This window comes from Antarctobacter jejuensis (assembly GCF_052266595.1).
Taxonomy (GTDB): Bacteria; Pseudomonadota; Alphaproteobacteria; order Rhodobacterales; family Rhodobacteraceae; genus Antarctobacter; species Antarctobacter jejuensis.
In genome coordinates, this window is record NZ_JBQQXJ010000020.1 from 37,501 (window position 1) to 60,678 (window position 23,178).

A 23,178-nucleotide genomic window follows, 5' to 3' on the forward strand; every position below is an offset into this window, starting at 1 on the left:
CGGGAGGCTCGGCGCTGGTTGCGCCGTGACGTGTTTAGGGTGGATCAGGCCACCTTGGCGCCGTCCGGTGCAAAGCGCCCGTAAAAGCTCTGGCCCTTGTCCGCCATCTCGCGCAGGACATCGGGGCAGGAGAAACGCGCGCCATGGGCCGCCTGCAACTGATCGCAGCGCTCTGCCGCATATGGCGCGCCGATCATGTCCAGCCAGCTGAGCGGACCGCCTGACCACGGCGCAAAGCCCCAGCCAAGGATTGCACCCACGTCACCTTCGCGGATGTCCATCAGCACGCCTTCTTCCAATGCGCGCACGGCCTCCAGCGATTGTACAAACAGCAGGCGGTGCTGGACGTCGATCAGCAAGGGCTGTTCCTCGGCCTGCGGATACTGGTGGGCCACGACTTGGGACAGTCCCGTGCGCTTGCCCTTTTCGTCGTAGTCGTAGAACCCGGCCTGGGCTTTGCGGCCAAGCCGACCCTGTTCTTCCATCCAGAAGATCACTTCGTCTACCTCACCGTCGGGGTAGGCATCGCCCATGGCGGCACGCGTGGCGCGGGCGATCTTTGCGCCCAGGTCGATAGAGGTTTCATCGACCAGTTGCAGCGGACCCAGAGGCATCCCGACCAGCTTGGCCGCATTTTCGATCAGGGCCGGGGCGACGCCCTCCTTCACCATGCGGATGCCTTCGTTGATGTAGGGGATGATGCAGCGGTTGGCGTAGAAAAAACGCGCGTCATTGACCACGATGGGCGTCTTGCGGATCTGGCGCACGAAATCCAGCGCCTTGGCCACGGCGCGATCACCGGTTTCGCGTCCCTTGATGATCTCGACCAGCATCATCTTCTCGACGGGCGAAAAGAAGTGAATGCCGATATACTGCTCGGCGTTTTTGGACGCCTTTGCCAGATCGGTGATCGGCAGGGTCGATGTGTTCGTGGCAAAGATGCAATCGTCGCCCGTCACGGCATCGACGGCCTTGGTCACCTCGGCCTTGATCTTGGGGTCTTCGAACACCGCTTCGACGATCAGGTCGCAGCCCTTCAGATCGTCGTAAGAAGTGGTCGCGGTGATCCGCGCCAGCATGGCGTCAGCCTTGTCCTGCGTGATCTTCTTCCGGCTGACACCCTTGGCGGCATAGTCGGCGCTATAGGCCTTACCCTTGTCCGCGGCAGCCTGTTCGCGGTCCAGCAGCACCACCTCGATGCCTGCCTGAGCGGAGACCAAAGCAATGCCCGCCCCCATCATGCCCGCGCCCAGAACGCCGACCTTTTTCACCTTCTGATCCGAAACATCCGTCGGACGAACGGCCCCCTTCTCCAGTGCTTCCTTGTTGATGAAGAGCGAGCGGATCATGTTTCCGGAAGAGGGGTTCATCAGGACATTGGTGAACCAGCGTGCCTCGATCTTGAGGGCGGTGTCGAACGGCACCAGCGCGCCTTCGTAGACCGCCGACAGCAGTGCCTTGGCAGCCGGATAGACGCCCTTGGTCTTTCCGTTGACCATCGCACTGGCTCCGACGAAGGTCATGAAGCCGGCAGGATGGTAAGGCGTGCCGCCGGGCATCTTGTAGCCCTTGGCATCCCAGGGCTTCACGATATCTTTGTCTGTCGCCTGCAGCACCCATGCCTTGGCCGCGGCGAGCGGATCTTCGACCACCTCGTCGATCACGCCTGCGGCCTTGGCCTTTTTAGGGTCGTTCAGCTTGCCTTCCAGCAGCATCGGAGAAGCGGCCATCGCCCCCATTTTGCGCACCAGACGCGTGGTGCCGCCCGCACCGGGGAAAATGCCGACCATGATCTCGGGCAGGCCGATCTTGGCCTTGGGGTTGTCGGCGGCAAAGATCCGATGCGTCGAGAGCGGGATTTCCAAACCGATGCCAAGTGCGGTGCCGGGCAGTGCGGCCGCGATGGGCTTGCCGCCCTTCAGGGTCTTGGGGTCCATGCCCGCCCGCTCGATCTTGCGCATGATGCGGTGGGCATTCATGATCCCGTCGAACAGGCCGCGCGCCGGGTCGTCCCCTGCCATTTCCTTCATCTTGGCGATCACGTTCAGGTCCATGCCGCCGGCAAAGCTGTCCTTGCCGGAGGTGATGACCACGCCCTTGACGGCCTCATCGGCCAGCGCCTGATCGATCAACTGGTCAAGGACGTCCCATGCTTCCAGCGTCATCACGTTCATGGACTTGCCGGGCACGTCCCATGTGATCACCGCGACGCCGTCCGCGCCCGTCTCCATCGTGAAATCTGTCATCGTCACTCTCCAGAGTTTTTTGGGGGTCTGCCGGTCCACTGATGGTGGCCCCGGGCGTTAAGAATGGCCGACATGCGCCAGCCGTCGTTTTCATTTTGCAAAAGCGCGGTCGAGACATAGGCGGGTGCCGCGCGCAGTCCCTTGGACATCAGGTGCGTCCGGTATGTCGCCAGAACCGTGCCATCGGGGCAATGTTCGATGTTCAGCGGCTCCCGATGAACAAGGTCCAGAGCCATTTCATCGAAGGCCTGCATGTAGAGGCGGAAGTTTCGTTCTACATCGCTCTCTGAGGTGAGCGTGACGGGCCCGTCGGAGGTCACCATGCTGAATGGCAACAGCAGGCGGGACCGCCATCTTTTCAGATCATGCAGCACGAAACAGCTCGAAATGTCTTCGAGGAACTTGCTGAAGTCCACTTCGCCGAAATGTCGGTCGGTCATGTGTCGTCCAGCCCTTCGCCATTTCGTTTCAGGAACCGCATCTTGCCGTCAGCGACCTCGACTTTCAGGTCGAGATCCGAATACCAACCGGTTTCGGTTTCGGTCCGGGTTCCGACCACGACAAAGGCACCGGGGCCGTCGGAATTATTGACAATATGGTGGCCGTTCGGGTCGCCTGCGGGGAAGGCGCAGCAATCGCCGGGGGTCAGAGGTGTTTCGCCGGTATCGTCCACCAGCGTCAGATTGCCCTCGGTCACCACCAGGAATTCATCCTGGCGTTCGTGCCAGTGACGCAGAGAGGACATCGCGCCGGGCGCCAGTCGGACAAGGTTCACCCCGAATTGGGTCAATCCTGACGGATCTCCCAGCCGAACCTGACTGCGCCCACGAACCTTTTCGTCGTGCGGGGCTGGATATGTAGAGCCGGTGCGCACGGGCAGGCCCTCGATATCAATCTTCGGCATCTTGGCTCCCTTTCCAGTACGACGGGCCGTTATTCTTGGCAGCGGTGCACGGCGCTTTATCGATCATGTCGCACCGCCTTCTGATTGCCCCGCGTCCCGCGCATCTGCGGTCTTGGCGTCCAGTGTCAGGTGGCCCATCGGGTGGATCACTGAGGTCATGCGCCAGTTCAGATCTTCTCCCTGCTCAAGGGTCATCGCGCTGTCATAAGAAGGCACGACCAGTTGCTCGCCGCTCAGAATGTGGGTGCGATACCCGCCCTGGATGCGACGGTTCCCGACTTGTTCGGCGTGGGTCACGCGGCGCACCACAACCGTCACCCGGTGAACGAGGAACTGCGTCCTGTAGCGCCGGAAATCCGGCAGAAGATCCTCCGGCGCCGTCATCACCTGCGTGGACCGGCTACCTTGAACGAACAGCGGAAACTGGACCATGTTCAACAAAATATCGCTTCGATCTTCGAGATAGGCCGTGGTGACCTTGTCCAACACGCTCTGGAAAACGGCCTCTGCGGCGGTGCTGGCCGCTGATGCGGCATCAATCAGCTTTGCTTCGCCCAGGAGGGCCTTCCCGTAGTCGCTATCCTGATGCACGGAATATTGCGTGCCGCTGATCCGCCAGTCCCCACCGTCGCGTCTCTCTAACCGCCCAAGCGCGGCCACTGTCGGTCTTGTCACCGCTCCGCCCCGATCAATGAACCGCGTCACATGGCAGGACCGGATCAGGTCCGGGCCATCAAAAAGCGCAGCCGCGATCCATCGATCCAGAAGACCCAGATCAAGAGCGTCATAATGCGCTCTGATCTCATCAAAGGCCTGTTTCATCTCCTGCTGATTGGACAACCGGCGGATGCCCCCGATTGTTGCGAGGGTATTTGGAAGGTGGAAACAGCGGGCAAAAGCGTCGAAGTCGCCCGAGCGCAGGGTCGCGCCCGTGGCCTCCAGTAGACCGGAGGCCACGGCAAAGGCCTTGGCTTCGGATCCTGCCCGCATGCCTTTACAACCGCTCGATGATCGTCGCAGCCCCCATGCCGGAAGCGATGCAAAGCGTGGCAAGGCCGGTGCCCTTGCCCGTGCGCTCCAACTCGTCCAGCAGCGTGCCGAGGATGATCGCCCCTGTGGCGCCCAGCGGGTGGCCCATGGCGATCGAGCCGCCATTCACGTTCACCTTGCTGTCTTCGACATCGAAGGCCTGCATGAACCGAAGCACGACCGAGGCAAAGGCCTCGTTCACCTCGAACAGGTCGATGTCAGAGATCGACATGCCGCTGTCCTTGAGGATCTTTTCCGTGGCAGGGACAGGGCCGGTCAGCATGATCGTCGGATCGGTGCCGATCTTGCAGGTGGCGCGGATGCGTGCGCGCGGCTTCAGGCCGTGTTTCTCGCCGAACTCCTTGTTGCCGATCAGAACAGCGGCGGAACCGTCCACGATGCCAGAGGAATTGCCCGCATGGTGGATGTGGTTGATACGCTCGAGATGGGGATATTTCATCAGTGCCACGGCGTCGAAGCCGGGCATGACCTCTCCCATGTCCTTGAACGATGGCTTGAGGCTGCCAAGCGCCTGCATGTCGGTGCCGGGGCGCATGTATTCGTCATGGTCGAGGATCGCCAGGCCGTTCACGTCGCGTACGGTGACAATGGACTTCTCGAAACGATTGTCCGCCCAGGCCGCAGCGGCGCGCTTTTGGCTTTCGACGGCAAATGCATCGGCGTCGTCGCGGCTGAAGCCATATTCCGTGGCGATGATGTCGGCGCTGATCCCCTGCGGCACGAAATAGCTGTCCATGGCAAGGCTGGGATCGACCGCGATTGCCGCGCCATCGGATCCCATGGCCACACGCCCCATCATTTCGACACCGCCGGCGATATAGGCCTCGCCCGCGCCGCCCTTGACCTGGTTCGCGGCAAGGTTCACGGCCTCCAGACCGGACGCGCAAAAGCGGTTGACGGCCAGCCCGGGAATGCCCTCGTCAAGGTCAGACGCCAACACGGCAGAGCGTGCCAGACACCCGCCCTGTTCGCCCACTTGCGTGACATTGCCCCAGATCACGTCTTCAACCGCGTGGCCGTCGAGGCCGTTGCGCTCCTTCACGGCATTGAGCACCTGCGCAGACAGGCGCAGAGAGGTCACTTCATGCAGGCTGCCATCTTTGCGGCCCTTGCCTCGCGGAGTGCGCACCGCGTCGTAGATATATGCGTCGCTCATCTTGTCCTCAGATCTTTTGGAGAATGTGAACCGCCTCGACACTGTCGAAGCAGGGAGAAGTAGAGTTCAGACCGGTCGGACCCGCCGAGGTCTTTCTAGCAACTCCGGGAGTTGGAGTGTCGGCGCCCATCGGAGCAACGGTGCTGACGGGCGCCCGAGCAAGCGGGGAAGAGGGCAATGACATTTGCCGTGCTCCCTTCTGTAGGCGTCCCAGTCGGTAGGATGCTTGCTCTGCGTTGCGGCCCAGAGTGATCGGAATCTCTTCTGGCGGTCCACTTCGCTTACGACATGCACGCGCGGTAAATCGGTCTGAACCAGTAGGGCAAAAAAGGTCGTACAGGGCTGCCTTGGATTCGGGGGGTGCAGACCAAGGGCCGGTCAATTCGGCCGCGATATGTGTCGTCGGGATAGCAGGAAACGTCAGGTCGCCGACACTGTCCAGCAGCGTCAGATACTCGGCCCCGTCCTGCCCGCCGTATTGCCAGAACGGCAGGTCCCGTGGTGGGTCCAGAAGCTGCGTGAAAACCGGGGCCGAGGACATGGTCATGCCCGCTCGGAAGGATTGCCGGGCATCAGGTCATACGGCAGCTTCCATCCCGGAAGCCCCTCGATGTTGGCGAGCCAACGGTCGATCGCAGGCCAGTCTCCCCGGTCGAAGCCGAAAGGTTCGGGGTAGAAGAGATAGCCACAGCAGGTCAGATCGGCATTGGTCGGGGCATCGCCCACGATCCAGTCCCGGTTGGCCAGGTGATTGTCGAGGATCGCATAGGCACCTTTCAAACGGCCCTGCATGAAACCGACCACCTCGGCGGGGCGCTTGTCCTCAGGCAGGAAGTTCATCAGGAACCGCGTGATCCCCACCATCGAGGAAAGCTTGTGGTTGTCCCAGAGGATCCAACGCAGAACTTCGCGCTCTTCCTCTTTGGTCTTGCCGCCGAAATGACCATATTTCTGAGAAAGGTATTGCTGAATGACACCGGATTGGCTGAGCCGGACATCGCCATCCTCCAAAACGGGACATTCGCCCATCTCGTTGACGTCTTGCCGGTATGCGTCGCCCCGCGTTTCTCCATTGAAGAAATCTACCTTCACCGGTTCCCAATCGAGACCGGCAAGTTCCAGAGCCAACGCGGCCTTGTAGGAATGCCCCGATTCGCCAAAGCAATAAAGTTTCATGGTCATCGCGCTGGGTCTCCCGTTACGCTTGTTGGTGCTGCGGGAGCGGGGGTTTCACACCCCCGCACCCCCGTGGCGGTATTTTCAAAGAGAAGAAGCGGAAAGGCTCTTTCTCCGGTAACCGCGCGTTAAGGTTAACGCGCCTAGAGTTTTGCTGCGGTGCAGGCTGGCGAGCCGATGACCGCAAGAGGAGAAGCCCCGCACCTATCCAAAGGCGCGGGCAAGGCGGGAAGGTCGACTGCTGCCCTGACCTCTGGGTCCGATGTGCGACCTTCCTGTTTCTTCTCTTTTAAATACGTCATTCCAGCCGCGCCTCCCGCGCCACCGCTAGAGAGTGCGCGCGATCAACTCCTTCATGATCTCGTTGGTCCCGCCATAGATGCGCTGAACGCGGGCGTCCGCCCACATCTCTGCGACCGCATATTCCTGCATGAAGCCATAGCCGCCATGCAACTGCACACAGTCGTCCAGAACCACTCCCTGAGTGTCGGTCAGCCAGTATTTTGCCATCGCGGCTTTTTCGACCGTCAGTTCCCCCGCCAGGTGCTCCGCGATGCAGGTGTCGAGGAAGCTGCGCGCCACGGTTGTTTTCGTCTGACATTCCGCCAGCTTGAAGCGGGTGTTCTGGAACTGTGTCAGCGGTCCGCCGAAGGCTTCGCGCTCCTTGCAGTATTCTATCGTTCGCGCCACAGCGCCTTCCATCGCGCCGACCGCGCCGCAGCCGATGATCAGCCTTTCCTGCGGAAGTTGCTGCATCATCTGGTAGAATCCTTGACCTTCGGCGGTGCCCAGCAGGTTTTCCGGCGGAATTGCGACGTTGTCGAAGAACAATTCTGATGTGTCGGCCGCGTGGCAGCCGATCTTTTCGAGGTTTCGGCCGCGTGTGAACCCTTCGGCTCCCTCGGTTTCGACGACCATCAGCGACACGCCCTTGGCACCCTGTACCGGATCGGTCTTGGCGGCGACCACGATCAGGTTGGCGTGCTGGCCGTTCGTGATAAAGGTCTTTTGTCCCGACAGCCGATAGGCGTTGCCATCTTTTACCGCGCGCGTCTTGAGGTTCTGAACGTCGGAGCCCCCGGAGGGTTCGGTCATCGCCAAGGCCCCGACCAACTCTCCGGTGACCATCTTGGGCAGCCAGCGCTGTTTCTGTTCTTCGCTGCCGTAGGCAAGGATGTAGTGTGCGACGATGCCCGAATGGATGCCGTTGCCCCAGCTGGCAAGGTTGGCGCGCGCCGCCTCGATCAGGATCACGGCTTCATGGCCGAAATCGCCGCCAGCGCCGCCGTATTCCTCGGGGATGGAGGGGCAGAGCAGGCCGAGTTCCCCGGCCTGCTGCCAGGTTTCGCGGTCCATCTGTCCCTGTTTGCGCCACTTGTCGTAGAGCGGCATCCATTCGGTTTCGAGGAACCGGGCGGTCATCTCCGCGAGCATTTCGTGCTCGTCCGTCATCCAGCCGCGCGACATGTTTCCTCCCTCATTTCTTTCGTTCGTCGAGGTCTGCGTTGAACAGGCGCAGCCGATGCGCCAGCGCGTCTTCATCCGTCACGCTTTCGAAATGTTCGAAAAGAAAAGACAGCGCTTCGCCTTCGTCCAACCCAGCCTCCTGGGAAAACTTTCGAAGTCTACGATAGCCGTCTTCGGTCATTGCGACAGGAAAACGCCGCGTCAGACGAAAGCGTTTGGGCATGGGCTCCTCCGGGGCAGTTCATGGGGTGGGGCGGGGGTTTCCCCGCCGCCCTTACCATTGCCTCAGAATGCGTCTGCCTCAAGCGCCATGACGGGATCCGCGCCCGACTCGATCCGTTTCAGGTGCGTTGCCGTCATCGGCAGTTGCCGCGCCATGTAGTAGCGGCCCGTCGCGACCTTGGCGGCATAGAATTCATGATCGCCTTCGCCAGCGGCCAGTTTCGCCTTGGCGGTCCAGGCCATCTTGCACCACATCAGGCCAAGGCAGACATGACCAAAGAGGTGCATGAAGTCATAAGATCCGGACAATGCAGCATTGGGGTTTTTCATGCCGTTCTGCATGAAATACATGCCCGCCGCTTGCAGATCCTTGGAGGCCGCCTTGAGCGGATCGAGGAACTGCTTGTCGAATTCCTCGTCCTGCCCCTTGTGTTCAGAGGCAAAGCTTTTGACCATCTCAAAGAAAGCCATGACATGCTTGCCGCCGTCCTGTGCCAGCTTGCGTCCAACGAGGTCCAGCGCCTGCACGCCGTTTGCGCCTTCGTAGATCATGGCAATGCGGGCGTCGCGGGCGAACTGCGACATGCCCCATTCCTCGATGTAGCCGTGCCCGCCGTAGACCTGCTGTGCCGCCGTGGCCATCTCAAAGCCCTTGTCGGTCAGGAAGCCCTTGATGATCGGGGTCAGCAGGGAGATCAGCCCGTCGGCGTCCTTGTCATCGGTCATGTGCGCCCGGTCGATCATCGACGCGCCCCAGTAGACAAAGGCCCGTGCCCCTTCGACGAAGGACTTCTGGTCCATCAGGTTGCGGCGGATGTCCGGGTGCACGATCAGCGGATCGGCAGGGCCATCGGGGTTTTTTGCCCCGGTCACGTCACGCCCCTGCAGGCGGTCCTTGGCGTAAGCCAGTGCGTTCTGATAGGCCACTTCGGCTTGCGCATATCCTTGCAGGCCGACGCCGATGCGGGCTTCGTTCATCATGGTGAACATGGCGCGCATGCCTTTGTGTTCATCACCCAACAGATACCCTGTCGCCTCGTCATAGTTCATGACGCAGGTCGAGTTGCCGTGGATGCCCATCTTTTCTTCGATCTTGCCGACCGAGACTCCGTTGCGCTCACCGGGGGTGCCGTCTTCGGCCACAAGGAACTTGGGCACGATGAACAGCGACACGCCCTTGATGCCCTCCGGGCCGCCGGGGATCTTGGCGAGCACGAGGTGAATCACATTCTCGGACATGTCGTGATCGCCGGCAGAGATAAAAATCTTCTGGCCGGTGATCTGGTAGCTGCCGTCTTCCTGCGGAACGGCCTTGGTCCGCATCAGGCCCAGATCCGTGCCACAATGTGGCTCTGTCAGGTTCATGGTGCCTGTCCATTCGCAGGTCACCATCTTGGGCAGGTATTTCGCCTTTTGTTCATCCGACCCATGCGCATGGATGGCGGAATAGGCGCCGTGGGTCAGGCCCTGATACATGTTGAAGGCCATGTTGGCGGCCGAAAACTGTTCACCCACCGCAGTGGCGAGGACATAGGGAAGGCCCTGACCGCCGTATTCCGGATCGCAGTCCAGCGCGGTCCAACCCCCTTCGCGAACCTGGTCGAAGGCGGCCTTGAACCCCTCAGGCGTGCGCACCACGCCGTTTTCCAGCGTGCATCCCTGCTGATCGCCCACCGCGTTCAGCGGCGCCGTGACGTTTTCGGCGACTTTCGCCGCCTCGTCCAGAATTGCCTCCAGCGTTTCGCGGTCCAGATCCTCGTATCCCGGGATTCCGGCCGTGTTCAGCTGAAGCAGATCGTCCAGAACAAAGATCTGATCCTGCGTCGGCGCCTTGTATGTGGGCATGTCTCTCTCCCTAGAAGTCCTGCCCGCGGCCGCGGTTACTCGGCCGCGCGTTTCAAATCCATTGAGGCGATCATACGCTCGCCCCATTTCATCTGTGCTTCGAGCTCACCGATGGCCGCGTTCATTTCGTCGCGTTGGCGGATCAGGTCCTTGAGCCGGTCCTGTGCCACTTCGTAGGCGGCTGCCAACTGCGTGCGTTGCTGATCACCCACATGGTAGAGATCCAGCAATTGCCGAATTTCCTCCAGGCTGAAGCCAAAGCGCTTGCCGCGCAGGATCAGCTTCAGTCGCGCGCGATCGCGCCGGGTGAACAGCCGTTTCTGGCCTTCACGGATCGGGAAGAGCAATTCCTTCTGCTCATAAAAGCGCAAGGTTCGGGGGGTTACCTCGAACGCGTCGCACATTTCCCGGATCGTCATCAGTTGCTCATCACTCATGTCTCTCATCCTCAGTGCTCCAGCCATGTCATCAGAACTTCATATGCACTGAGGTGAATGTTCTGCTCTTTTCATACAATGGGAAAAACTGTTGACGTAACTCATACGCTACGTCACTTCTTAGTTGACGTCAGATCAGCAAAGGTCAACTGCGTACTCGTGAAATTTTGTGACTCGCGGTCACGACCAGAGGGGCGGCGAACTCCGTCCATTGCCCCCAGCCCTGGATTGCGAAGGAATTTCAGGCGGTTCCGTCCAGGGCGTTTGCGGTTTGATCGCGCAGCGCCTGCAATTCATCCAGTGCGTCATCCAGCTGACGGCGATCCTCGCGCAGCTGCGCGATTTGTCGATCCGCCATTTCGATCCACGCATGCATCTGAGCTACGGTGCCTTGGGCTTCGTAAATTTCAAGCCATTGACGGATCTCTTCCAGCTGAAAACCGAACTTTCGGCCACGCAGAATCAGGGTCATCCGGGCGATTTCCTTGGCCCCATAGAACCGGGACCGGCCATCACGTTCGGGCTGCAGCAGTTCGATGTATTCGTAATAGCGCAGCGTCCGCGGCGTGACGTCGAACTTCGCGCACATTTCCTTGAATGTCAGACGAGTGTCCGGCATCTCGTGTCTCCCCAAGCGCTCTGCTGCGAATCTAAGCGCCCTGCGCCGGAGAGACAACCCGTGAGCGTCAGCCCGTCCGGACGACAGGGCACGCTTGAAACCCCAGCGAATCCCGGCCCATAACAAGGCACAAGGAGACACTCATGAGTGCAGACAAGAGCCGCATCGCCCGGCAATTCATTGAAACCATCCCGCATTGTCGGGCGCTGGGGATGGAGATCACCGAAATCGGCGACGGCATTGCCGAAATCCGTATGCCCTACGATGAGCGGTTCATTGGCGATCCGGACACCGGGGTCATTCACGGCGGTGCGGTTTCGGCACTCATGGACACCTGCGGGGGTGCGGCCGTCATGAGCCACCCGAAATCGCCTGCTGGGACCGCCACCATTAACCTGCGCATCGATTACATGCGCCCGGCGACGCCCGGCCAGACAATCACGGCGCGGGCCACCTGCTATCACATCACCCGCTCTGTCGCCTTTGTCCGCGCCACTGCCACCGATGAAGATGCGGATCGGCTCGTCGCCACAGCCACCGGCGCCTTTACCGTGGAGGGCAAGTGATGCCGCGCAAGCCCCCCGAGCCCGTTCAGGTCATCAAGCAACGCCGGGATGCGGCGCTTTCGGCGCTGGTTCACGGCGTTCCCTATATCCAGTACCTCGGCGTGCAGTTCGACCGGCGCGGCGATGAGCTGACCGCCATCCTGCCCTTCGACGAAAAACTGATCGGCAATCCCTTTCTGCCTGCCATCCACGGCGGCGTGACAGCGGCTTTTCTGGAGGTCACGGCGATGATCTCGCTCAACTGGTTCTGGCTGTGGGAAGATATCGAATCCGGCGCGCTGGATCTCGAAACCATGTCCCGGGGAAACCTGCCGCGGCTGCCCAAGACCATCGATTTCACCGTCGACTACCTGCGATCTGGTCTGCCGCGAGACGCCTATGCCCGGGCGCGTGTCAACCGGTCCGGGCGTCGGTACGCGTCGGTGCATACCGAGGCCTGGCAGGACAACCGCGACAGGCCCTTTGCCCAGGCGACGGCGCATTTCCTGATGCCGCGCAAGGACCCCTGAGCCCCGGCACATGGAGGAATAGTGGAGAAGGTGGGGGCGCTGCCCCCGTCTCCCTTCGGTCGACTCCCCCAAGGTATTTTTCAGACCAAAGAAGCCCTGTTGCCTGCTTGCGGTTTGGAAGGGGCTGACTTACCCCGGCAGGGGAAGGGGGCTTGGCCCTCTGCCGCATCCGACTTTCGGTGATTTCATGAAGAGCCCCGACAGTATTACCCACGCCCGCGTTCTGGGCATCGCCCTGCCGATTGTCCTGTCCAACATGACGGTGCCGCTTCAAGGGGTCGCCGATACGGCCGTGATCGGCCAGATCCCCGATGCAACGCCGATTGCCGCGGTCGCCGTGGGCGCGGCGCTGATCACCGCAGTGCTGTGGATCTTTGGCTTTCTGCGCATGGGGACAGCAGGAATGACCGCCCAGGCACAGGGGGCGGGGAACCGGGCGGAGGTGGCGGCGCTGTTGACGCGGGCGCTTTTGATCGGCGGGGCAGGGGGGCTGATCCTGATCCCGCTTCTGGCGCCGATATCCGGGTTTGGCTTTTCGGTGTCGCCTGCCGGTGAAGAGGTCAAGACGCTGGCCGCCGGATACATGGACATTCGGATCCTGTCTGCCCCTGCGGCGGTGGCGATCTATGGCATCAACGGCTGGCTTGGGGCGCTGGAAAACACCCGATCCATGCTGATCTTGCAGGTGTGGATCGTCAGCCTGAACATCGCGTTGAACCTGATGTTCGTCGTGGGGCTTGGCTGGGGCGTCGAAGGTGTGGCCACCGCCACCGTGATCTCTGACTGGACCGGGTTTGCGCTGGGCCTGTGGCTATGCCGGGCGGCCTTTCGCAATCCGGCGTGGCGCGACTGGCCACGCGTTTTCGACCGCAAGCGTCTGCGCCACATGGCGGTGGTGAACACCGATATCCTGCTGCGGTCCCTGATGCTTCAGGCGATCATGCTGTCATTCATCTTTTACTACAGCGCGGGCTTCGGTGTCGTCACGCTGGCAGCGACCCAGGTTCTGCTGCATTTCATCGAGATCATGGCCTATGCGCTTGACGGGTTTGCCTTTGCCGCAGAGGCGCTGGTCGGGCAGGCCTTCGGCGCGCGGGCCGTTGCGCCGTTGCGCCGGGCGGTGCGGCTGACCAGCCTGTGGGGGTTCGTCACGAATCTTTTCTTCGCGCTGGGCTTTGCGCTGCTTGGTGGCACGATCATCGACGCGATGACAAAGGATCTGGAGGTGCAGCAAACTGCGCGCAGTTTTCTGCCCTGGATCGTGGCGACCCCGGTGCTGGGTCTGCCAAGCTGGATGCTGGACGGTATTTTCATCGGGGCGACACGTACACGCGACATGCGCAACATGATGGCGATTTCCGTCGTGGTCTATTTCGCGGCTGTCACTGCGCTGATCCCGATCTGGGGAGCGCATGGGCTTTGGGCGGCTTTGATGATCGCCTACGTGACACGGGCGGCGACGCTCGCGCTGCGCTACCCGGCACTGGAACGGGCAGCGGTTGCGGCATAGTGTCAAATAAACATCTGACAGTGCACTAGACGACCGGTCTAATCCTGCCTATCTGCTCTCTCATGACAGAGACACAGACCACCAGACAAAACATACTTGATCGCGGGCAGGCGCTGATGCTGACCTCGGGCTTTGCCGGGATGGGTCTATCCACACTTCTTCGGGCCGCAGAAGTGCCGAAGGGGTCTTTCTATCACTGGTTCGACTCCAAAGAGGATTTCGGCCGCGCCGCGATTGAGGCCTATGTCGACCGCTATCTTGCGCGGCTTGACGCGCTGATCGACGGGCCGGGCACCGCGTCGGAGAGGCTTGACCGTTTCTTTGCAGCCTGGGTGTCCGATAAAGGCGATGCCGGGTCTGCGGAGCAGTGTCTGGTGGTCAAGCTGGGGGCAGAGGTGTCCGACCTGTCCGAACCCATGCGCGCTGCCATGGACCGGGGCGTGCAGCAGTTCGTCGCCCGACTGGCCAAACTTTTTCAGCAGGGGGCCAAGGACCACAGTTTGCGTCTCCTGGACGATCCACAGGCCGAGGCGCGAACCCTTTACGCCACGCTTTTGGGGGCCGCCATCCTGACCCGACTATCGCGCAAGGACACCGCGCTGCGCGATGCAACCGACGCCGCCCGCGCACGTTTGCGGGCCTGATTATTCAATACCAAGGAAATGACCATGAAAGCCGTGATCCACGAAACCTTTGGCGACCCCGTCGACGTTCTGAAAACCGCCGAAATCGACAAGCCCACACCCGGAGCCGGACAGGTGTTGATCCGCACCATTCTGTCGCCGATCCACAATCACAACCTCTGGACTGTGCAAGGGCACTACGGCGTCAAACCACAGCTGCCCGCCACCGGCGGAACCGAGGCTGTTGGCGTGATCGAGGCGGTGGGTGAGGGTGTGCCTGAAGACCTGACGGGCGAGCGCGTGACCGCCGGCAGCGCGTCGAACACCTGGGCTGAGTATTTCGTGGCGTCCGCCGCCGGCATTCTACCTTTGCCGGATGTCATCTCTGACGAGTCTGGCGCGCAACTGGTAGCCATGCCGTTTTCCGCAATTTCCCTTCTGGAGTTCCTGAAGGTCCAGAAAGGGGACTGGGTCGTCCAGACCGCGTCCAACGGGGCCGTGGGCAAGATTTTTGCGAAGCTGGGAGAGGCGCGCGGCGTAAAGGTGCTCAGCCTTGTCCGGCGTGCCGAAGCGATCACCGAAATGACCGATCTGGGCATCGACAACGTCCTGTCGACCGAGAGCGATGACTGGATCGAGCAGGCGCAGCAGATTCTTTGGCCGGATGGTGCCCGCGCGGCGGTGGATTCGGTCGGAGGAGAGGTCGGCGCCGACTTGTTGAACTTGCTGGGCGAAGAGGGGCTGCTAGTCACCTTTGGCACGGCGACGGGTGCGCCGCTGCTTCTGGATACCGCGCAGATCATCTTCAAGCAGATCACGATCAAGGGGTTCTGGGGCAGGAAGGTAAGCGAGGACTTGGGCGCCGAAGACCGCAAGCGGCTGATGACCGAACTGGTCACCCTGGCCGCGCAGGGCAAGCTGCCGCTGAGTGTGGATGCAATCTATTCGCTGGATCAGGGGCCAGAGGCGGCGCGCGCGGCCCGCACCCCGGGGCGCAAGGGCAAGGTCATGTTCCGGCCCTGACACCTGCGGATCCCGAACGGCACCCCGGCCTGCACGCCCGGCCCGCCCCCCGGAAAGACATCCGGGGGTGCGCTCTTTGCCTTTTGCCTCTGGTCACTTGTGCCCCAAATGCCCTATTCAGACGGCCAGACAGAGGAGTGGCGATATGGACGATCTGGTGAACAGCTTCATGACGGGCCCGGATGAAAAGGGCCGCTTTGGCATCTTCGGCGGTCGTTTCGTGTCCGAGACGCTGATGCCGCTGATCCTTGAACTCGAGGAACAGTATGAGCGCGCCAAAACGGACAAGAGCTTCTGGGATGAGATGGACTATCTCTGGAAGCACTACGTCGGCCGTCCCTCGCCTTTGTACTACGCGGAACGCCTGACCGAACGCCTCGGCGGCGCCAAGGTCTACATGAAGCGTGACGAGCTGAACCACACCGGCGCGCACAAGATCAACAACGTGCTTGGCCAGATCATCCTTGCCCGCCGCATGGGCAAGACCCGGATCATCGCCGAAACCGGCGCCGGTCAGCATGGCGTGGCCACCGCGACCGTCTGCGCCAAGTTCGGTTTGAAATGCGTGGTCTACATGGGCGCGCATGATGTCGAACGTCAGCAGCCGAACGTTTTCCGCATGAAGCTGTTGGGGGCGGAGGTGATCCCGGTGACCTCTGGCCGCGGCACGCTCAAGGATGCGATGAACGATGCGCTGCGCGACTGGGTGACCAACGTGCGCGACACCTTCTACTGCATCGGTACCGTTGCCGGTCCGCACCCGTACCCGGCGATGGTCCGCGACTTCCAGTCGATCATCGGCAAGGAAGCCAAGGAACAGATGCAGGAGGCCGAAGGCCGTCTGCCCGATACTATCATCGCCGCCATCGGCGGTGGCTCGAACGCGATGGGGCTGTTCTATCCCTTCCTTGACGACAAGGATGTGAACATCATCGGCGTCGAGGCAGGCGGCAAGGGTGTGAACGAGAAGATGGAGCATTGCGCCTCCCTGACAGGCGGGCGTCCCGGCGTGCTGCATGGTAACCGCACCTATCTGTTGCAGGACGATGACGGCCAGATCCTCGAAGGATTCTCGATCTCGGCCGGGCTGGATTATCCCGGCATCGGTCCGGAACACAGCTGGCTGCATGAGGTTGGCCGCGCGAAATATGTCTCGATCACCGACAAGGAAGCGCTTGCCGCCTTCCAGCTGTGCTGTGAGACTGAAGGGATCATTCCCGCGCTGGAGCCGAGCCACGCGCTGGCCCATGTGGCAAAGATTGCCCCGGACCTGCCCAAGGATCACATCATCTGCATGAACATGTGCGGACGCGGTGACAAGGACATCTTTACCGTGGCCAAACACCTTGGCGTGGATATGTCCGGCACCGAAGGGCGCAGCGCCGGATAGGATCGAACGGTTCTGCAATGAACAGCATCAGGATCGCGGGCATCATGTCCGCGATCCTTTTTTTCAGGGTCCTTGCCGGAATCGCGTCTTGGATTTCGCAACGATCAACACTGTCCGCAGCGCGTACGCCAGAGGTTTTCCTTGCGCCTGCTTCATGGCGTCGGTGCGGCGGTAAAAGCAGATCACACACCGTCGGTGTGCTGTTCCAAGATTTTCAATGGCACGACGTCCAAGGCGCGCATATGCGTGGCAGGCAGGTGCACCTTGGGCGCGCAGCCTTCGTCATGAGCCTGCAGGAACCGCGCGGCGCAAAGGCACCAGCGGTCGCCGGGCTTCAATCCGGCAAAACGGAACTCGGGCCGAGGTGTCGACAGATCGTTCCCCACGTATTTCGAAAAGGCGAGGAACTCTGCGGTCATGACGGCGCAGACCGTGTGGCTGCCTTGATCTTCGGCGCAGGTATTGCAGTGGCCGTCGCGAAAGAAGCCGGTCAGCGGTTCCTGAGAGCAGGCCTCAAGCTCTCCGCCCAGAACGTTGAGAGAGGGGTCTTTTTTCAGCATTGCATCACTCCGTTCACAATGCGGCCAAGCGGCGGAACATCTTCAGTGCATCGTCAAAGGCTCCGGCCTCGCGAAACTTCAGATCTGCCCCGGTCAACGCCACAACCGTTGCGCTGGCTCGGTCGACATAGACATACTGCCCATAGATGCCGCGCGCCATGAACTCGCCTTCACGGGCATCGGCAGGCATCCACCATTGATAACCATAGCGCAATTTACCCGCTTCCGTATTAGCCGAAGGGGCCGTACTTTCAAGAACCCAGGATTCAGGCACGATCTGTTTGTCGAACAGCCGCCCATTGTTTCGAAACATCTCTCCCAGACGGGCATAGTCGCGCAGGGTCATGTTCAGGCCGCCCAAGGCAAAGGCCACACCGTAACCGTCTGACAGATAATAGGGTTCGCCATAGGCACCCATCGGTGTCAGCAAGTTATCGGCCAGCAATTCCGGCAGGGTCCGTCCAGTCGCGCCGCGAATGAGCATCGACAGGATATGCGTATCGATTGACACATACCGCCACCGGCCACCCGGCGCCGCATCGTTTTCGGTCAATCCGCTCGCAAAGGCGTCCATCGACGCACCCAATGCAAGGACGCGCCCCATCTTGTTGATGTCACTCCAGAAATCCAGATAATCCTCGTCAAAGACCACGCCCGTCGACATCTGCAGAACGTTGCGCACCGTGGCATCGGCATAAGCCGTGCCCTTCAATTGCGGCGCGTATTTCACCACGGGATCGTCAAGATCGTCGATCTTGCCCTGCGCGTGCGCGATCCCGATCAGCGCCGACAGATAGGATTTCGCGATGGACCACGAAATCCGCAGATCGTCCTGCCCGGTGCCAAGGTGATAGCTCTCGTGCACGCGCTCACCGTTCTTCAGGACAATGGCCCCGGTTACGGCGCGGCGAGACAGCCAGTCGGCCCAGTCGTCGGGCATCGCCAGTTGCGGCCCTTCGGGCAGCGGGGCGGCGGCACGTTGAACGGGTATCGGACGCGTCTCGAACAGCGCATCCATGTGGCTGAAATTGTGAACGATGCGATCCTCATCGAACAGGGTCAGCACCGCCGCCAGCCGCGTGATCTGCTCACGATAACCATAGGCAAGCCCCGCCAGACCGGCGAACAGGATCAGCGTGATCGCGTAAACCCGTCTGCGGCGCTTGGGGACTGTCACCGGAACTTGTCCACAAGCCGCTGCAGCGGGTTGCGCGTTTCTTCTGACGCAGGGGTGTCCTCTGGCGCTGGTCCGGTGGCCGGTTTTGCCGCCGGCGTGTCTGTCTCCGCTTTTGTCGCGGGTTTGGCCGTCCCGCCCGAGGAGCGGGGCGGCGCCACACGCAGGGCGACCGCGTTCATGAACTTGCCCGCATCGCCGTCGGCCAGATGGCCCGCCCCGTCCGCGATGCCCCGCATCAGGTCGTCCAGCCAGTCCTGATCCGCCTTGTGGAAATCGTGGAGGACGTAGGCCGCCACCAGTTCCTTGCGCCCCGGATGCCCGATGCCCAGCCGCACCCGGCGATAGGCATCGCCTATGTGCCCGTGGATCGACCGCAGCCCGTTGTGACCCGCGTGCCCGCCGCCGGTCTTGACCTTCAGCTTGCCGGGCGCAAGGTCCAGCTCATCGTGGAATACGGTAATGTCTGCGGGCTCCAGCTTGTAGAACCGCATCGCCTCTCCCACCGATTGGCCGGACAGGTTCATGAAGGTTTCGGGCTTCAGCAGCAGCACCTTGTCACCGCCCAGCCGCCCCTCGGCGATCTGGCCCTGAAACTTGGCCTTCCACGGGCCAAACCCATGTTCTTCGGCGATGCGGTCCAGCGCCATGAAGCCGATGTTGTGCCGGTTTCCGGCGTATTTGCTGCCGGGATTGCCGAGACCAACGAATATCTGCACTGTGCCCTCCGGGTCCTGTCTGCCCGCCCTATGTAGGACAGGGCAGACGCAAATCACAACGGGAGAGCGGTATGTACCTCACCATGAACCGGTTCAAGGTGGTCAAGGATCAGGCGGAGGCCTTCGAAGACTTGTGGAAAAGCCGCGACAGTCATCTGAAGACGGTGCCCGGCTTTCGCAGTTTTGCGCTGATGCGCGGGCCAGAGCATGAAGACCATGTGATCTATGCCTCTCACACGATCTGGGAGGATGAGGCAAGTTTCACGAACTGGACCAGATCCGAGGCGTTTCGCACAGCTCACGGCGGGGCGAAAAGCTCGGCCCATATGTATCTGGCTCCACCGGAACTGGAAATTTTCGAGGCGGTGCAGGAGCTTGTCGCGTGATCGTGCAGGTGGGGTTCACGTAACGTCAATATGCGGGCATGATTCAGCTTTTGAACAGGTCCCGTCATGCCCGATCTATACCTCGAAATTGACAAGCAACCGGACAGCGTGCTCGAAGCCATCGCCAACTCGATGGAAGACCGCATTGCCGATCCGACCATGCAGGACATCTGTGCCTCTTACATGGGGCGATTGCCGGGGCCGGGGGCAGATGTGGTGGAAATCGGCTGTGGCAACGGATCTAGCACCGAATTGATCCTGCAAAACATGCGCCCCGCCCGCCTGATCGGGATTGACCCGGCCAAGGGCCTGCTGGATCGCGCAGACGGGCGATTTGCAGACCGTCCAGAGGTCTCCTTTGTCGTGGGCAACGCCTGTCGGACTGGTTTACCGGGCGCCTCTGCGGACGTTGTGGTGGCCCACACGGTTTATTCGCATCTTGAGGACCCGCAGGCAGCGCTGGCAGAGGCGTTTCGCTTGCTGCGCCCCGGTGGCGTGCTGGCGGTCTTCGATGGCGACTATGCCGCCAACACGGTGTCGTTGTTCGATGGAGACCCGCTGCAGGCGGCAATGGAGGCCACCACGCGCAACCTGATCCACGCGCCGTACATCATGCGTCATATGCCCCGGATGATGACCGAAGCCGGGTTCACGGGCACGCGCAGCCGCGCCCACGGCTTTGTCCAAACCGAAAACCCCGCATATTTTTGTTCACTGCTGGCGCGTGGCGTGACGGCGTCGGCGAATGTAGGAGAGTGTTGCGACGGGCTGGCGCAGGCCTTTCAGACAGAAGCGCAAAACCGCGTGGCAGAGGGGCGCTTCTATGGCGCGATCCTGTTTGCCAGTCACGTGGCACAGAAACCGGCCTGAAACGAAACAACCCCGCCAAAGGGCGGGGCTGCACGAAACGCCAAGCGTTTGATAAGCGATCAGGCTTCGGCTTCTTCCGTCACTTCTTCTTCGACCGCTTCTTCTTCGTCATCCGACGCGGCCAGACCCGAAGGTGCCGAGATGTTGGCGATGACAAAGTCACGGTCGATGGTCGGCTTGGTGCCTTCCGGCAGGGTCACGTCCGAGATGTGGACGATGTCGCCAATGTTGAGGCCGGCAAGATCGACTTCGATCTTCTCGGGGATCTCGCCAGCGGTCACGAGCAGTTCGACCTCGGGGCGGACAACCGTCAGAACGCCACCCTTCTTGATCCCGGGCGCGGTTTCCTCGTTGAGGAATTCGACCGGAATGAAGAGCTTGACCTTCGAGGTGCGGCGCAGACGCATGAAATCGACGTGCGTCGGCAGGTCCTTGACCACGTCACGCTGCACATCGCGGCAGATGACGCGGACGTCTTCCTGGCCTTCGACCTGCAGGTTGAACAGGGTCGACTTGAAGCGGCCCGCTTTCAGTTTCTTGAGCAGCTCGTTGAAGGGCAGTTGGATCGGAAGAGGATCCTTGTCGCCACCAAAAACGATCCCGGGAACCATGCCTGCTCGGCGTGCCTGACGAGCGGCGCCCTTGCCTGTCCCCGTCCGTTCCTGGGCTTTGAGATCAGGAATCTCACCAGCCATATTGTATCTCCATCATATACAGGGGGGTGCCTCCAAGGCTGTCACCCCGCGTGAGCGTGTGCGCCTAGACCGGATCGGCCCATTTGGCAAGGTGTTTCTTGCCCAAGAGCGCGCCGAGCGTCCCCGTAATCCCGTTCTCCGGGAAACGATCACATTCGGCCCAGCATAACCGGGGCTCCGCCCCGGTCAGCGTCGGTTTCACACCCAGTCGCCGGAAAAACCCCTTGGCACCATCAGGATATCGCGGTCCACCGTTTCGACATCCGTATGACCGCACAGCGCCATCGAGTGATCCAGCTCCTTGTGCATCAGTTCCAGCGCCTTGCTGACACCTTGCTCCCCCTGCGCGCCAAGGGCATAGATGTAGGCCCGGCCAATCCAGCATCCCTTGGCGCCCAGCGCACGTGCCTTCAGCACGTCCTGCCCCGAACGCACACCGCCATCCATGTGGACCTCGATCTTGTCGCCCACAGCGTCGACGATGGGTTCCAGCGCGCGGATAGAGGACAGCGCCCCGTCCAGCTGCCGCCCGCCGTGGTTGGAAACAACGATGGCGTCGGCGCCGACGTTGCAGGCCTCCAGCGCATCACGCGGGTCCATGATGCCCTTGATGATCAGCGGGCCGTCCCACATCTTGCGGAACTGGCGGATGCGGTCCCAGTTCAGCGACTGGTCAAAGCTCTCTGCCGTCCATGACGTCAACGAAGAGGGGTTTGTCACACCTTTGGCGTGGCCGACGATATTGCCGAAAAAGCGACGTTTCGTCTGGAGCATGTTCAGGCCCCAGGTCACCTTGGTCATCATGTTGGCGATGGATTTCGGCGTCAGTTTGGGTGGGGCGGACAACCCGTTCTTGAGGTCCTTGTGACGCTGGCCCTGCAATTGCAGATCCACGGTGATCACAGCCGCCGAACATTTGGCGGCCTTGGCCCGGTCAAACAGGTTCTGCATGAAGGCGTCGTCCTTCAGTGTGTAGACCTGCATCCAGAAAGGTTTGGTGGTGTTCTCGGCCACGTCTTCGATCGAGCAGATCGACATGGTCGAGAGGCAGTACGGCACACCGAATTTTTCGGCGGCACGGGCGGCAAGAATTTCGCCGTCGGCGTGCTGCATTCCGGTCATGCCGACCGGCGCCAGCGCCAGCGGCATCGCCACGTCCTGCCCGATTAGTTTTGTTTTTGTCGACCGGCCTGCCATATCGACGGCCACACGCTGCCGCAGATAGATGTCGTCAAAGTCGGAACAATTCTCGCGGAAGGTCTGTTCCGTCCAACTGCCGGATTCGCAGTAGTCATAGAACATCTTGGGCACACGGCGGCGGTAGAGGCGCTTGAAGTCCTCGATCTCTGTCATAATGGGCATGGCGGGGGCTCTTTTGCGGGAATTGGTAAGGTCTTTTTGCCAATACTGCGCGGTTTGCGCAATGCGACTCTTAAGCTCGCCTTCATCGCTTTGCTCTATCGCAGGTCCCGCAGGGTATTGGAGCGCGCGCATGAAGGGCATTGTATTCACCGAGCTTCTGGACATGGCGGAGCAGGCGATCGGGGAAGAGGCGGTCGACGATATTCTGGATAACCTGGAACTGACCAATGGCGGGGCCTTTACCGGCGTCGGGAATTACCCATGTGCCGACCTGATCAAGATCGTGCAGTCGGTCAGTGACTGCACCGGCATCCCGGGTGAGGATCTGCAACGCAAATTCGGCGCGTGGATGCACGGCCGGTTCGTTCAGACCTATCCGCAGTTTTTCGCGGACAAACGCACGGTTCTGGACATGTTGGACGCGATAGAAACAGAGGTGCATGTCGAGGTTCGCAAGCTGTACCCGGACGCGGAACTGCCGGTGTTTGGAACGAAATGGATGTCGCAGACCCATTTGCGGATGACCTATCGCTCTCAACGGCCGCTTGTTTCCTTTTGCCATGGATTGATCGAAGCCTGTGTGCTGCATTTCGGACAGCCTGCCCGCGTCGAGATCGAGCGGGTTTCCGACAATGAAGCCGTGTTCGACGTCCAGTTGGAGCAATGATG

Annotated in this window: 25 protein-coding genes; 9 read left to right on the plus strand and 16 right to left on the minus strand. The window is 61.1% G+C overall.

The annotated features are described in order from the left end of the window. Nucleotides 1-44 precede the first annotated feature (44 nt). From ACTXGA_RS21375 to ACTXGA_RS21425, 11 genes are all read right to left on the minus strand, one after another. Nucleotides 45-2,246 (minus strand): 3-hydroxyacyl-CoA dehydrogenase NAD-binding domain-containing protein, encoded by a 2,202-nt coding sequence (locus tag ACTXGA_RS21375; RefSeq protein ID WP_443396745.1) that lies wholly within the window; start codon nt 2,244-2,246, stop codon nt 45-47. Nucleotides 2,247-2,248: 2 nt separating this feature from the next. Further along, nucleotides 2,249-2,686 (minus strand): hypothetical protein, encoded by a 438-nt coding sequence (locus tag ACTXGA_RS21380; RefSeq protein ID WP_443396746.1) that lies wholly within the window; start codon nt 2,684-2,686, stop codon nt 2,249-2,251. Continuing rightward, complete coding sequence (locus ACTXGA_RS21385) at nt 2,683-3,150, minus strand: cupin domain-containing protein (protein WP_443396747.1); 468 nt, start codon at nt 3,148-3,150, stop codon at nt 2,683-2,685. The genes ACTXGA_RS21380 and ACTXGA_RS21385 overlap by 4 nt, the downstream gene beginning before the upstream one ends. Nucleotides 3,151-3,213: 63 nt before the next feature. Then, nucleotides 3,214-4,140 carry a hypothetical protein gene (locus ACTXGA_RS21390; RefSeq protein WP_443396748.1) on the minus strand — a complete coding sequence of 309 codons (927 nt, stop codon included), beginning with the start codon at nt 4,138-4,140 and terminating at the stop codon, nt 3,214-3,216. 4 nt (nt 4,141-4,144) lie between these two features. Next, nucleotides 4,145-5,356 carry an acetyl-CoA C-acetyltransferase gene (locus ACTXGA_RS21395; RefSeq protein ID WP_443396749.1) on the minus strand — a complete coding sequence of 404 codons (1,212 nt, stop codon included), beginning with the start codon at nt 5,354-5,356 and terminating at the stop codon, nt 4,145-4,147. 543 nt (nt 5,357-5,899) lie between these two features. Continuing rightward, nucleotides 5,900-6,538, minus strand: coding sequence for a glutathione S-transferase family protein (locus ACTXGA_RS21400; protein WP_443396750.1), 639 nt, complete (start codon nt 6,536-6,538; stop codon nt 5,900-5,902). Nucleotides 6,539-6,859: 321 nt separating this feature from the next. After that, complete coding sequence (locus ACTXGA_RS21405; protein WP_443396751.1) at nt 6,860-7,999, minus strand: acyl-CoA dehydrogenase family protein; 1,140 nt, start codon at nt 7,997-7,999, stop codon at nt 6,860-6,862. Nucleotides 8,000-8,009: 10 nt separating this feature from the next. Next, nucleotides 8,010-8,222, minus strand: a complete 213-nt coding sequence (locus ACTXGA_RS21410) for a hypothetical protein (protein WP_443396752.1) — start codon at nt 8,220-8,222, stop codon at nt 8,010-8,012. 62 nt (nt 8,223-8,284) lie between these two features. Beyond that, on the minus strand, nt 8,285-10,066 hold the full coding sequence (locus ACTXGA_RS21415) for an acyl-CoA dehydrogenase C-terminal domain-containing protein (protein WP_443396753.1): 1,782 nt from the start codon (nt 10,064-10,066) through the stop codon (nt 8,285-8,287). Between the two features lie 35 nt (nt 10,067-10,101). After that, nucleotides 10,102-10,503, minus strand: a complete 402-nt coding sequence (locus ACTXGA_RS21420; RefSeq protein ID WP_443396754.1) for a MerR family transcriptional regulator — start codon at nt 10,501-10,503, stop codon at nt 10,102-10,104. Between the two features lie 241 nt (nt 10,504-10,744). Continuing rightward, a complete protein-coding gene (locus tag ACTXGA_RS21425) occupies nt 10,745-11,122 on the minus strand; it encodes a MerR family transcriptional regulator (protein WP_443396755.1) in 378 nt (125 codons plus the stop codon). Nucleotides 11,123-11,265: 143 nt separating this feature from the next. Between ACTXGA_RS21425 and ACTXGA_RS21430 the strand changes: the two genes are divergently transcribed. From ACTXGA_RS21430 to trpB, 6 genes are all read left to right on the plus strand, one after another. Next, nucleotides 11,266-11,688 (plus strand): PaaI family thioesterase, encoded by a 423-nt coding sequence (locus ACTXGA_RS21430; RefSeq protein WP_443396756.1) that lies wholly within the window; start codon nt 11,266-11,268, stop codon nt 11,686-11,688. Then, a complete protein-coding gene (locus tag ACTXGA_RS21435) occupies nt 11,688-12,197 on the plus strand; it encodes a PaaI family thioesterase (protein WP_443396757.1) in 510 nt (169 codons plus the stop codon). Before ACTXGA_RS21430 ends, ACTXGA_RS21435 begins: the two co-directional genes overlap by 1 nt. 187 nt (nt 12,198-12,384) lie before the next feature. Beyond that, a complete protein-coding gene (locus ACTXGA_RS21440; RefSeq protein ID WP_443396758.1) occupies nt 12,385-13,707 on the plus strand; it encodes an MATE family efflux transporter in 1,323 nt (440 codons plus the stop codon). Between the two features lie 62 nt (nt 13,708-13,769). Further along, a complete protein-coding gene (locus tag ACTXGA_RS21445) occupies nt 13,770-14,351 on the plus strand; it encodes a TetR/AcrR family transcriptional regulator (RefSeq protein WP_443396759.1) in 582 nt (193 codons plus the stop codon). A 24-nt stretch (nt 14,352-14,375) separates the two neighbouring features. Then, nucleotides 14,376-15,353 carry a zinc-binding dehydrogenase gene (locus tag ACTXGA_RS21450; RefSeq protein ID WP_443396760.1) on the plus strand — a complete coding sequence of 326 codons (978 nt, stop codon included), beginning with the start codon at nt 14,376-14,378 and terminating at the stop codon, nt 15,351-15,353. A 145-nt stretch (nt 15,354-15,498) separates the two neighbouring features. Next, nucleotides 15,499-16,743, plus strand: a complete 1,245-nt coding sequence (gene trpB, locus ACTXGA_RS21455) for a tryptophan synthase subunit beta (protein ID WP_443396761.1) — start codon at nt 15,499-15,501, stop codon at nt 16,741-16,743. Nucleotides 16,744-16,925: 182 nt separating this feature from the next. Here the strand turns inward: trpB and ACTXGA_RS21460 are convergent, their stop codons facing one another. The 3 genes from ACTXGA_RS21460 to pth are packed head-to-tail and all read right to left on the minus strand — an operon-like array spanning nt 16,926 to nt 19,196. Further along, nucleotides 16,926-17,303, minus strand: coding sequence for a DUF2237 family protein (locus ACTXGA_RS21460; protein WP_443396762.1), 378 nt, complete (start codon nt 17,301-17,303; stop codon nt 16,926-16,928). 13 nt (nt 17,304-17,316) lie between these two features. Continuing rightward, complete coding sequence (locus ACTXGA_RS21465; RefSeq protein ID WP_443396763.1) at nt 17,317-18,480, minus strand: serine hydrolase domain-containing protein; 1,164 nt, start codon at nt 18,478-18,480, stop codon at nt 17,317-17,319. Continuing rightward, a complete protein-coding gene (gene pth, locus ACTXGA_RS21470) occupies nt 18,477-19,196 on the minus strand; it encodes an aminoacyl-tRNA hydrolase (RefSeq protein ID WP_443396764.1) in 720 nt (239 codons plus the stop codon). Before pth ends, ACTXGA_RS21465 begins: the two co-directional genes overlap by 4 nt. 71 nt (nt 19,197-19,267) lie before the next feature. Here pth and hmuQ point away from each other — a divergent pair, with 71 nt between their 5' ends. Next, a complete protein-coding gene (gene hmuQ / locus ACTXGA_RS21475; protein ID WP_443396765.1) occupies nt 19,268-19,582 on the plus strand; it encodes a heme-degrading protein HmuQ in 315 nt (104 codons plus the stop codon). A gap of 66 nt (nt 19,583-19,648) precedes the next feature. Continuing rightward, nucleotides 19,649-20,452 (plus strand): methyltransferase domain-containing protein, encoded by an 804-nt coding sequence (locus ACTXGA_RS21480; RefSeq protein ID WP_443396766.1) that lies wholly within the window; start codon nt 19,649-19,651, stop codon nt 20,450-20,452. Between the two features lie 59 nt (nt 20,453-20,511). On the opposite strand, the gene ACTXGA_RS21485 is transcribed toward ACTXGA_RS21480, so the two are convergent. Together ACTXGA_RS21485 and ACTXGA_RS21490 are read right to left on the minus strand one after the other, a co-directional pair. After that, complete coding sequence (locus ACTXGA_RS21485; RefSeq protein ID WP_443396767.1) at nt 20,512-21,147, minus strand: 50S ribosomal protein L25/general stress protein Ctc; 636 nt, start codon at nt 21,145-21,147, stop codon at nt 20,512-20,514. Nucleotides 21,148-21,345: 198 nt separating this feature from the next. Next, complete coding sequence (locus tag ACTXGA_RS21490) at nt 21,346-22,509, minus strand: alpha-hydroxy acid oxidase (protein WP_443396768.1); 1,164 nt, start codon at nt 22,507-22,509, stop codon at nt 21,346-21,348. A 130-nt stretch (nt 22,510-22,639) separates the two neighbouring features. Here ACTXGA_RS21490 and ACTXGA_RS21495 point away from each other — a divergent pair, with 130 nt between their 5' ends. Beyond that, a complete protein-coding gene (locus ACTXGA_RS21495) occupies nt 22,640-23,176 on the plus strand; it encodes a heme NO-binding domain-containing protein (RefSeq protein ID WP_443396769.1) in 537 nt (178 codons plus the stop codon). Nucleotides 23,177-23,178: the final 2 nt, after the last annotated feature.

Bases quoted from the DNA above. Each gene is read 5' to 3' on its own strand.
- ACTXGA_RS21375 (WP_443396745.1), bottom strand. From the start codon at position 2,246: ATGACAGATTTCACGATGGAGACGGGCGCGGACGGCGTCGCGGTGATC.
- ACTXGA_RS21380 (WP_443396746.1), bottom strand. From the start codon at position 2,686: ATGACCGACCGACATTTCGGCGAAGTGGACTTCAGCAAGTTCCTCGAA.
- ACTXGA_RS21385 (WP_443396747.1), bottom strand. From the start codon at position 3,150: ATGCCGAAGATTGATATCGAGGGCCTGCCCGTGCGCACCGGCTCTACA.
- ACTXGA_RS21390 (WP_443396748.1), bottom strand. From the start codon at position 4,140: ATGCGGGCAGGATCCGAAGCCAAGGCCTTTGCCGTGGCCTCCGGTCTA.
- ACTXGA_RS21395 (WP_443396749.1), bottom strand. From the start codon at position 5,356: ATGAGCGACGCATATATCTACGACGCGGTGCGCACTCCGCGAGGCAAG.
- ACTXGA_RS21400 (WP_443396750.1), bottom strand. From the start codon at position 6,538: ATGACCATGAAACTTTATTGCTTTGGCGAATCGGGGCATTCCTACAAG.
- ACTXGA_RS21405 (WP_443396751.1), bottom strand. From the start codon at position 7,999: ATGTCGCGCGGCTGGATGACGGACGAGCACGAAATGCTCGCGGAGATG.
- ACTXGA_RS21410 (WP_443396752.1), bottom strand. From the start codon at position 8,222: ATGCCCAAACGCTTTCGTCTGACGCGGCGTTTTCCTGTCGCAATGACC.
- ACTXGA_RS21415 (WP_443396753.1), bottom strand. From the start codon at position 10,066: ATGCCCACATACAAGGCGCCGACGCAGGATCAGATCTTTGTTCTGGAC.
- ACTXGA_RS21420 (WP_443396754.1), bottom strand. From the start codon at position 10,503: ATGAGTGATGAGCAACTGATGACGATCCGGGAAATGTGCGACGCGTTC.
- ACTXGA_RS21425 (WP_443396755.1), bottom strand. From the start codon at position 11,122: ATGCCGGACACTCGTCTGACATTCAAGGAAATGTGCGCGAAGTTCGAC.
- ACTXGA_RS21430 (WP_443396756.1), top strand. From the start codon at position 11,266: ATGAGTGCAGACAAGAGCCGCATCGCCCGGCAATTCATTGAAACCATC.
- ACTXGA_RS21435 (WP_443396757.1), top strand. From the start codon at position 11,688: ATGCCGCGCAAGCCCCCCGAGCCCGTTCAGGTCATCAAGCAACGCCGG.
- ACTXGA_RS21440 (WP_443396758.1), top strand. From the start codon at position 12,385: ATGAAGAGCCCCGACAGTATTACCCACGCCCGCGTTCTGGGCATCGCC.
- ACTXGA_RS21445 (WP_443396759.1), top strand. From the start codon at position 13,770: ATGACAGAGACACAGACCACCAGACAAAACATACTTGATCGCGGGCAG.
- ACTXGA_RS21450 (WP_443396760.1), top strand. From the start codon at position 14,376: ATGAAAGCCGTGATCCACGAAACCTTTGGCGACCCCGTCGACGTTCTG.
- trpB (WP_443396761.1), top strand. From the start codon at position 15,499: ATGGACGATCTGGTGAACAGCTTCATGACGGGCCCGGATGAAAAGGGC.
- ACTXGA_RS21460 (WP_443396762.1), bottom strand. From the start codon at position 17,303: ATGCTGAAAAAAGACCCCTCTCTCAACGTTCTGGGCGGAGAGCTTGAG.
- hmuQ (WP_443396765.1), top strand. From the start codon at position 19,268: ATGTACCTCACCATGAACCGGTTCAAGGTGGTCAAGGATCAGGCGGAG.
- ACTXGA_RS21480 (WP_443396766.1), top strand. From the start codon at position 19,649: ATGCCCGATCTATACCTCGAAATTGACAAGCAACCGGACAGCGTGCTC.
- ACTXGA_RS21485 (WP_443396767.1), bottom strand. From the start codon at position 21,147: ATGGCTGGTGAGATTCCTGATCTCAAAGCCCAGGAACGGACGGGGACA.
- ACTXGA_RS21490 (WP_443396768.1), bottom strand. From the start codon at position 22,509: ATGCCCATTATGACAGAGATCGAGGACTTCAAGCGCCTCTACCGCCGC.
- ACTXGA_RS21495 (WP_443396769.1), top strand. From the start codon at position 22,640: ATGAAGGGCATTGTATTCACCGAGCTTCTGGACATGGCGGAGCAGGCG.